The 8,062-nt window shown below is 67.5% G+C and carries 6 protein-coding genes; 1 reads left to right on the top strand and 5 read right to left on the bottom strand.

The features are described 5' to 3' along the window. Positions 1 to 249: 249 nt before the first annotated feature. Positions 250 to 2,985 carry a DNA polymerase I gene (gene polA / locus ACZ6SD_RS07310; protein WP_465316048.1) on the bottom strand — a complete coding sequence of 912 codons (2,736 nt, stop codon included), beginning with the start codon at positions 2,983 to 2,985 and terminating at the stop codon, positions 250 to 252. Positions 2,986 to 3,028: 43 nt separating this feature from the next. Here polA and ACZ6SD_RS07305 point away from each other — a divergent pair, with 43 nt between their 5' ends. After that, positions 3,029 to 3,457: a hotdog fold thioesterase gene (locus ACZ6SD_RS07305; protein ID WP_465316047.1), complete on the top strand. Its 429-nt coding sequence runs from the start codon at positions 3,029 to 3,031 to the stop codon at positions 3,455 to 3,457. Between the two features lie 337 nt (positions 3,458 to 3,794). Here ACZ6SD_RS07305 and ACZ6SD_RS07300 read toward each other — a convergent pair whose 3' ends face one another. Genes ACZ6SD_RS07300 through ACZ6SD_RS07285 form a run of 4 tightly spaced genes read right to left on the bottom strand, consistent with a single transcriptional unit; the run spans position 3,795 to position 8,054 of the window. Beyond that, complete coding sequence (locus ACZ6SD_RS07300) at positions 3,795 to 4,508, bottom strand: ABC transporter ATP-binding protein (protein WP_465316046.1); 714 nt, start codon at positions 4,506 to 4,508, stop codon at positions 3,795 to 3,797. Beyond that, positions 4,505 to 5,347 carry an ABC transporter ATP-binding protein gene (locus ACZ6SD_RS07295; protein ID WP_465316045.1) on the bottom strand — a complete coding sequence of 281 codons (843 nt, stop codon included), beginning with the start codon at positions 5,345 to 5,347 and terminating at the stop codon, positions 4,505 to 4,507. The genes ACZ6SD_RS07300 and ACZ6SD_RS07295 overlap by 4 nt, the downstream gene beginning before the upstream one ends. Next, positions 5,344 to 7,140, bottom strand: coding sequence for a branched-chain amino acid ABC transporter permease (locus ACZ6SD_RS07290; protein WP_465316044.1), 1,797 nt, complete (start codon positions 7,138 to 7,140; stop codon positions 5,344 to 5,346). Before ACZ6SD_RS07290 ends, ACZ6SD_RS07295 begins: the two co-directional genes overlap by 4 nt. After that, on the bottom strand, positions 7,137 to 8,054 hold the full coding sequence (locus ACZ6SD_RS07285; RefSeq protein ID WP_465316043.1) for a branched-chain amino acid ABC transporter permease: 918 nt from the start codon (positions 8,052 to 8,054) through the stop codon (positions 7,137 to 7,139). Before ACZ6SD_RS07285 ends, ACZ6SD_RS07290 begins: the two co-directional genes overlap by 4 nt. Between the last annotated feature and the right edge of the window lie 8 nt (positions 8,055 to 8,062).

The raw sequence follows: 8,062 nt of genomic DNA, 5'->3' as shown, positions 1-8,062 counted from the left end.
GGGGCCCCTACGAAGGAAGATCGCCGTGTGAAAGACGGGTGGGAAGCCTACGGCCTCACACGCGCGCAGCCAGCTTAGCGATCTTCCTTCTCCCCAAAGAAACCACTCCACCCCATCGAGCACCTGGCAGGGTCGGGTTCCTGCTGGTAGGTGCTCGGGTTTGTCCGTTCGCGTGATCGTGGCTCGGCTTGACCGATCCTGACCTACCTAGCTACTACCCGCTGTCCTGTCTACTGCTTGGCTGTCTGGTTAGTGGGCGGCTTCGTTCCAGGAGCGGCCGAAGCCGACTGAGACGTCTAGGGGGACTCGTAGGTGGAAGGCGGTGCCCATTTGGGTGCGGACCAGGGTTTCCACCTCGTCGCGTTCGCCGGGGGCTATGTCTAGGACTAGTTCGTCGTGGACTTGGAGGAGCATTCGGCTGCGGAGGTTGGTTTCCTTGAGTTTTTGGTGGACGCCGAGCATGGCTACCTTGATGATGTCGGCGGCGCTGCCCTGGATGGGGGCGTTGAGGGCCATGCGTTCGGCCATTTCGCGGCGTTGGCGGTTGTCGCTGGTGAGGTCCGGGAGGTAGCGGCGGCGGCCGAAGAGGGTCTCGGTGTAGCCGTCCTTGCGGGCGCGGGCGACGACCTCCTGGAGGTAGTCGCGGACGCCGCCGAAGCCCTCGAAGTAGTCGGTCATGAGGCCACGGGCCTCTTCTGTGGTGATGCGCAGCTGCTGGGACAGGCCGTAGGCGGACAGGCCGTAGGCCAAGCCGTAGTTCATCGCCTTGATCTTGGCTCGTTGTTCGCCGGTGACCTCGGTCGGGGCGACGGAGAACACGCGGGCGGCGGTGGCGGCGTGGAAGTCGAAACCACTGTTGAACGCCTCGATCAGGGCCTCGTCGCCAGAGAGGTGGGCCATGATGCGCATCTCGATCTGGCTGTAGTCGGCGGTGAGGAGTTCGGCGAAACCCTCGCCGACGACGAAGGCTTCGCGGATGGTGCGGCCAGCCTCGGTGCGGATCGGGATGTTCTGCAGGTTCGGCTCGGTCGAGGACAGCCTGCCGGTGGCGGCGATGGTCTGGTTGAACGTGGTGTGGATGCGGCCGTCGTCGGACACCGACTTGATCAGGCCCTCGACGGTGACCCGCAGCCGGGTCGCGTCGCGGTGTTCGAGCATGTGCGCGAGGAACGGGTGCTGGGTCTGCTCGTACAGCGTCGTCAGCGCCTCGGCGTCAGTCGTGTAGCCGGTCTTGGTGCGCTTGGTCTTGGGCATCTGCAGCTCATCGAACAGCACGACCTGCAACTGCTTGGGCGAGCCGAGGTTGATCTCCTTGCCGATCACCTCGAACGCGGCGCGCTCGGCGTCGCGGACGCGGGCGGCGAACTCGGACTCCAGGATCTCCAGCCGCTCGGTGTCGACCGCGATGCCCACGGCCTCCAGCTCGGCGAGCACCCGCAGCAGCGGCAGCTCCATGTCGGCCAGCAGCGGGGCCTGGCCAGTGTTGTCGAGCGCCTTCTCCAGCGCGTCGGCCAGCTCGGCGATCGCGCGGGCGCGCAGGATCTGCCCGGCGGCGAGCTTGCGGTCGTCCTCGCCCTCTTCGTCCAAGAGGGAAAGCTGCTGCTCGCCGTCTTGGTCCTCGACGCGCAGCTCGCGCTGGAGGTAGCGGAGCACCAGGTCGTCCAGGGTGAAGGTGCGCTGGCCGGGACGGACCAGGTACGCGGCCAGCGCGGTGTCCATAGTCAGGCCGTCCAGCTCCCAGCCGCGGTGCCGGATCGCGTGCAGGGACCGCTTGACGTCGTGGGCGAGCTTGGTCACCTCGGGGTCGGCCAGCCAGGCGCGGAAGACGTTCTCGTCGTCCTCGGTCAGGGTCGTCACGTCGACGTAGACGCCCTCGCCCCCGGCGGTGGCCAACGCGACCGAGCGCAGCTCGACGGCCTGGCCGGACACGCCGACCTGGGCCTCGCCGAAGGACAGCCCGATCCGCGCGCCCTTCGGCGCGTGCGCGGCCAGCCAGTTCGGCAGCTCCCCCGGTTCGACGGCGCCGCCGGTGACCTCGAAGCCTTCCTCCGCCTCGGGCTGCGCGGTGGACAGCGTGGCGAACAGCCGGTCGCGCAGGACGCGGAACTCCAGCTCGTCAAACAGCCGGTGCACGGCGTCGCGGTCCCAGTCGCGCACGGCCAGCTCGTCCGGCTCGACCCCCAGCGGCACGTCGCGCACCAGCTCGGTGAGCTGGCGGTTGAGCATCACCGCGGACAGGTTCGCCCGCAGCGAGTCGCCGACCTTGCCCTTGACCTCGTCCACCCGGTCGATCAGCTCGGCCAGCGAGCCGAACTGCTGAATCCACTTGGTGATCGTCTTCTCGCCGACCCCGGGGATCTTGGGCAGGTTGTCGCTCGGGTCGCCGCGCAGGGCGGCGAAGTCGGGGTACTGCTCGGCGGTGACGCCGTACTTCTCCAGCACCGCCTCCGGGGTGAACCGGGCCAGCTCGGAGACGCCCTTGACCGGGTAGAGGACCGTGACGTTGCTGTTGACCAGCTGCAGGGCGTCGCGGTCGCCGGTGCAGATGGAGACGTCGAACCCCTCGGCCGTGGCCATCGTGGTCAGGGTGGCGATGAGGTCGTCGGCCTCGTAGTTCTCCTTGGCCAGCTTGGGGATGTTCAGCGCGGCCAAGACCTCCTCGATGAGGCTGACCTGGCCCTTGAACTCGTCCGGGCTGGAACTGCGGTTGGCCTTGTACTCCGAGTACGCCTCGCTGCGGAACGTCTGGCGGGAGACGTCGAAGCACACCGCGAGATGGGTGGGCGCCTCGTCACGCAGCAGGTTGATCAGCATCGAGGTGAAGCCGTAGACGGCGTTGGTGTGCTGGCCGGTGCCGGTCTGGAAGTTGTCCTTGGGCAGCGCGAAGAACGCCCGATACGCCATCGAGTGGCCGTCGATGAGCAGCAACCGGCGGGTGGCGGTCGCGGTCGCGGTTGTGGCTCGGGTCTCAGTCTTCGCAGGCACGGTTCGAGTCTAGGGTGGAGCACCGACACCCAACGGAGGGCCCATGAACGCTGTCGACCCGGCCAGGTTCTCTGGCATCAGTCCTGAGGTCGCCGATCAGTTGCTGGCGGACAAGCTTGGCATCGAGATCATCGACTGGTCGCCTGAGCGGATGGTGGCGACGATGCCGGTGAAGGGGAACTTGCAGCCTTACGGACTGTTGCATGGTGGGGCTAACGCTGTGCTTGCCGAAACTTTGGGGTCTATCGCGGCTGCGCTTAATGCGCCGGAAGGGAAGCTGGTGGTGGGGTTGGAGTTGTCCTGCACCCATCATCGGGCCGCTCGTGCTGGGTTGGTGACTGCTGTGTGCACGCCGTTGCATGTGGGGCGTACTACTTCGACGTTCGACATCGTGATCACTGATGAGAATGAGAAGCGGACTAGTACTGCCCGGTTGACTTGTGTGGCTGTGGATCGGGCGCCTGGGGCTTGAGTTTCTGGGTGGCTCTGGGTTTGCTGGTTCAGGGCTTGGGTGGTCTTGCTCGATGGGGTGGAGTGGTTTCTTCGGGGCCCCTACGAAGGAAGATCGCCGTGTGAAAGACGGGTGGGAAGCCTTCGGCCTCACACGCGCGGAGCCAGCTTAGCGATCTTCCTTCTCCCCCGAAGAAACCACTCCACCCCATCGAGCACCTGGCAGGGTTGGGTTCCTGCTGGTGGGTGCTCGGGTTTGTTGTCTCCGCTCCCATCAGGCCTTACGTGGGAGGGCGGGCTTGGCTTGCTGGTCTGCCGTGTCCCGACGAAATGCCCTCGGGACACGGCAGACCTGCCAGTCAGCCTTCGCCTAGGTAGGCCTCTCGGACTCGGGTGTCGGCCAGTAGTTCCGGGCCGGGGCCTTCGAGGGTTGTGGTTCCCAGGTCGATGACGTATCCCCGGTCGGATAGTGCCAAGGCTGCCAGGGCGTTTTGCTCCACCAACAAGATGGTTGTTCCCTGGGCCTGTAGTTCGCGGATCGTGTCGAAGATGCGTTGGGTCATGATCGGTGAGAGGCCCATGGAGGGCTCGTCGAGCATGAGCAGGCGGGGGCGGGACATCATTGCGCGGCCGATGGCGAGCATTTGTTGTTCGCCGCCGGAGAAGAGACCGGCTTTTTGTTGCCTGCGTTCGCCCAGTACTGGGAAAAGTTCGTAGACGCGGCGGATGTCGGCTTCCACTTTGTCGTCGGAGCGGGTGTAGGCGCCTAGTTGCAGGTTTTCCTCGACGGTCATCCGGCCGAAGGTTCGCCTGCCTTCTGGGCATTGGGCGATCCCTTTGGCCAGGATGGTGTGTGCGGGTAGCGCGTCGATGCGGTGTCCGTCGAAAAGGATCTGGCCCGCACGGGGGCGCAGCAAACCGGAGATGGTGCGCAGGGTGGTGGTCTTGCCCGCGCCGTTGGCTCCGATCAGGCTGACGATCTGGCCTTCCTCCACGACGAAGGACACATCGCGCACCGCCTCGATGGCGCCATAGGCGACGCTGAGGCCGTGCACTGCCAACAACGGGCTCATGGCTTCTCCCCCTTGTCCTGTTCGGTCGCCCCGCGTATCTCGGACTCGACTTCCTCCGGGGGTTTGCCGAGATAAGCCTCGATGACCCGGGGGTCGGCGCGGACGACCTCTGGCCTGCCCTCGACCAGGAGTTCGCCCTGCACCAAGACCGAAACCGAGTCGCAGAGGCCGAAGATGAACTTGATGTCGTGCTCGATCACCACCACCGACACGCCGGTGTCGCGGATGGCGAAGATGAGCTGGCGGGCCGCCTCGGTTTCCTGGGGGTTCATTCCGGCGGTCGGCTCGTCCAGGAGAAGCACCTTGGGGTCGGTGGCCAGGGCACGGGCGATTTCCAGCCTGCGCTGGTCGCCGTAGGGGAGGTTGCGGGCGATCTCGTCCTCGGCGCTGGCCAGGCCGACGAACGCCAGCAGCTCCCGGGAGCGCTCCTTGGCGGCGTTTTCCTCCCGGCGGAACGACGGCCCGTGCAGCAGCGAGGCGATGGGGCCCTGCCGCATCCGGCAGTGCCTGCCGACCAGGACGTTCTCCAACACGGTCATGTTGGGGAACAGGCGGATGTTCTGGAAGGTGCGCGCCACCCCGGCGATGGTCACCTCGGACGGGTCGGGCGCCAACCGCTGGCCGGACAGCAGCACGGTGCCCTTGGTCGGGGTGTAGAGGCCGGTGAGGCAGTTGAAGAACGTCGTCTTCCCGGCGCCGTTCGGGCCGATCAGGCCGACGATCTTGCCTCGGTCCAGCCGCAGCGACACGTCGTTCAGCGCCGTGAGGCCGCCGAAGACCATGGTGACGCCGCGGGCCTCCAGCACGGGGTGCGCGGCGTCCTGCGCGAGCGCGGTCATGACCTGTCTCCCTTGGCGTCCCGCTCCTGCGTGTGGTCGACGGATTCTTGTTCGGCGACCAGCGCTTCCTCGACCTGTTCGATGGATTTGCCCTCGGCGGTCTCCCCCGCCAGTTCGGCCCTGCGCACCCGGTCGGGCACCAGGCCCTGGGGTCGGAAGCGCATGATGAACACCAGCGCCAGCCCGAAGATCAGCAGCCGGTAGTCGCTGAACTCGCGCAGCTTCTCCGGCAGCACGAACAGCAGCGCCGCGCCGAGGACCGCGCCGGGGATGGTGCCCATGCCGCCGAGGATGACCGCGGCGAGCAGGGTGACCGACTCCAGGAACTTGAAGCTGTCATACGAGGCGGTGCCGAGTTTGTGCGCAAAGATCGCGCCCGCAAGCCCGGCCAGGGTCGCGCCGGTGAGGAAGGCGAGGATCTTGGCCTTGCCGGTCTTGATGCCCATGGCGCGGGCGGCGTCCTCGTCCTCCCGGATCGCGATCCACGCCCGGCCGATCCGGCTGTTCTTCAGGTTGGCGAAGATCGCCATCACCGCGCCGACGACGAGCACGATCATGAAGTAGTACAGCACCCCGCCGGGCAGTTCGAGTCCGCCGATCTCCAGCGGCTGGTTGAACGCGGTGCCGCCGACGGACACCGCGGGGATGCCCGGGATGGCGTTGGGGCCGCCGGTCAGCCCGCCGATGTTGTTCTGCGCGGACCGGGTGAAGATCTCACCGAAGGCGAGCGTGACGATGGCCAGGTAGTCGCCGCGCACCCGCAGCGTCGGGGAGCCCACGATCGCGCCGATAATGCCCGCGATGATCGCCGCGACCAGTGCGGCGACCGGGAACGGCAGGGTGATGCCGAGCTTGGCCGCCGCCGCGCCGGACAGGTTGGCGCCGACGAACGCGCCGATGCCCATGAACGCCACGTACCCGAGGTCGAGCAGGCCAGCGAGGCCGACGACGACGTTCAGGCCGATCGCGGTCGCGGCGTACACGCCGATGGTCGTGGCGACGGTCATCCAGTAGTCGGTGCCCGCCTCGGTCAGCGGCAGCGCCAGCGCGCACAGCAGCAGCACCACGATCGAGAACGCCCGGTGCCGCTCGGAGAGCACCGAGATCCACTTGACCAGGCCGACGCCGTTCAGCGCGCCGAGCAGGCCGCCCGCCATGCCGAGGAAGGCCAGGAACACCGGCCCCGCGTACGGGTTGGACGCGCCGCCGAGGCCGCCCGCGGTGAGGGTGAGCGAGACCAGGTACAGCACGCCCGCGAAGGCGACCAGCAGCGCCAGCCAGGCCAGCGGCTTGGGCAGGTCGGTCGACCAGCGCGGGACCTCGCCGATGCCGGTCGCGGTCGCGCCCAGGACCAGCAGCAGGCCCGCGACGACCCCGACGACGCCGCCGAACGCGGTCGCGCCGTCGGCGGAGGTGGCCGCGCCGAGGCCGCCGCCCAGGCCGATGATGAACACGGTGGTGACCAGGGCGATCGCGAACACGCCCCAGCCGAGCGCGCGCAGCACCCGGCCGCGGCCGGGGATCTTGGGGACGAGGGCGACCGCGACCGCGACCGCCCCGAACAGCAGCAGGTGCAGTCGGAAGCCGGTGACCTGCAACGGCGCGTCGAAGAACTGGAGGGTGGCCAGTTCCGGGTAGGGACCGTCGTTGAACCGGAAAGTGACCCAGGGAAGCAGGGCGGCGACGATCGCCAGGAGGCCGCCGACCACGGACAGCGGCTTGGCCGCCGCCGGTGCGGGGACCAGGCTGCCGCTGAGCTTCCTCGCGGTCTGGACCGAGGAGACCATGTTCATGCCCGCACCCTTTCGGCCTCACCGAACAGGCCCTGCGGCCGGAACACCAGGACCAGGATCAGCACCACGAAGATCCACACATAGTCGTACTGCGTGCCGCCGTACATGTACTGCCCGCCCAGCGTCTTGATCAGACCGATGATGAACGCGCCGATCACCGCGCCGCGCAGGCTGCCGATGCCGCCGAGCACCGCGGCGGTGAAGGCGAAGATCCCGTTCTGGAAGCCGATCGCGTTGTCGACGTTGGTGATGTCGATGCCGTAGAGCACACCCGCGACGCCCGCGAGCGCGGCGCCGATGGCGAAGGTCAGCACGATCACCCGGTTCGGGTTGATGCCCATGAGCCGGGCGGTGTCCGGGTCCTGCGCGGTGGCCCGCATGGCGCGGCCCATCTTCGACCGGTTGACGTAGGTCTGCAGCAGCACCGAGAGCGCGATGGACACCGCGATCAGCAGCAGCTGCGTTGCCCGCAGGCTGACCGGGCCGATCTTGATCTGGGCGTCGAGGAACGCCTTGGGGAACGGCTGCGCGGCGTCGGCGTCGGGGAACCACAGCCGGATCGCCTCCTGCAGCACGATCGACACGCCCAGGGCGGTGATCAGCGGCGCCAGTCTCGGCGCGTTGCGCAGCGGGCGGTAGGCGAATCTCTCCATGAGCAGGGCGACTGCCACGGCGACGACGACACCGCCGAGCAGCATCAGGGGCAGCGACAGGTACCAGTCGCCTCGAATGTCCTCGGGCAGCAGCCACCGGTAGGTGGCCAGGCCGCCGAAGGCGCCGACCATGAACACTTCGCCGTGCGCGAAGTTGATCAGTTGGATGATGCCGTAGACCATCGTGTAGCCAAGGGCGATCAGCCCGATCGTGGCTCCCAAGGCGATGCCGTTGGCGATCTGTTGCAACAGCGTCGTCACTATCCACC

This window comes from Actinokineospora sp. NPDC051303 (genome assembly GCF_055586285.1).
The sequence above is the reverse complement of the archived record's forward strand: the minus strand, read 5'-3'. Positions and strand labels throughout refer to the sequence as shown.

Coding starts and splice junctions, on each gene's coding strand:
- ACZ6SD_RS07295 (WP_465316045.1), bottom strand. CDS start 5,347: ATGACCGCGCTCGCGCAGGACGCCGCGCACCCCGTGCTGGAGGCCCGC.
- ACZ6SD_RS07300 (WP_465316046.1), bottom strand. CDS start 4,508: ATGAGCCCGTTGTTGGCAGTGCACGGCCTCAGCGTCGCCTATGGCGCC.
- ACZ6SD_RS07305 (WP_465316047.1), top strand. CDS start 3,029: ATGAACGCTGTCGACCCGGCCAGGTTCTCTGGCATCAGTCCTGAGGTC.
- ACZ6SD_RS07290 (WP_465316044.1), bottom strand. CDS start 7,140: ATGAACATGGTCTCCTCGGTCCAGACCGCGAGGAAGCTCAGCGGCAGC.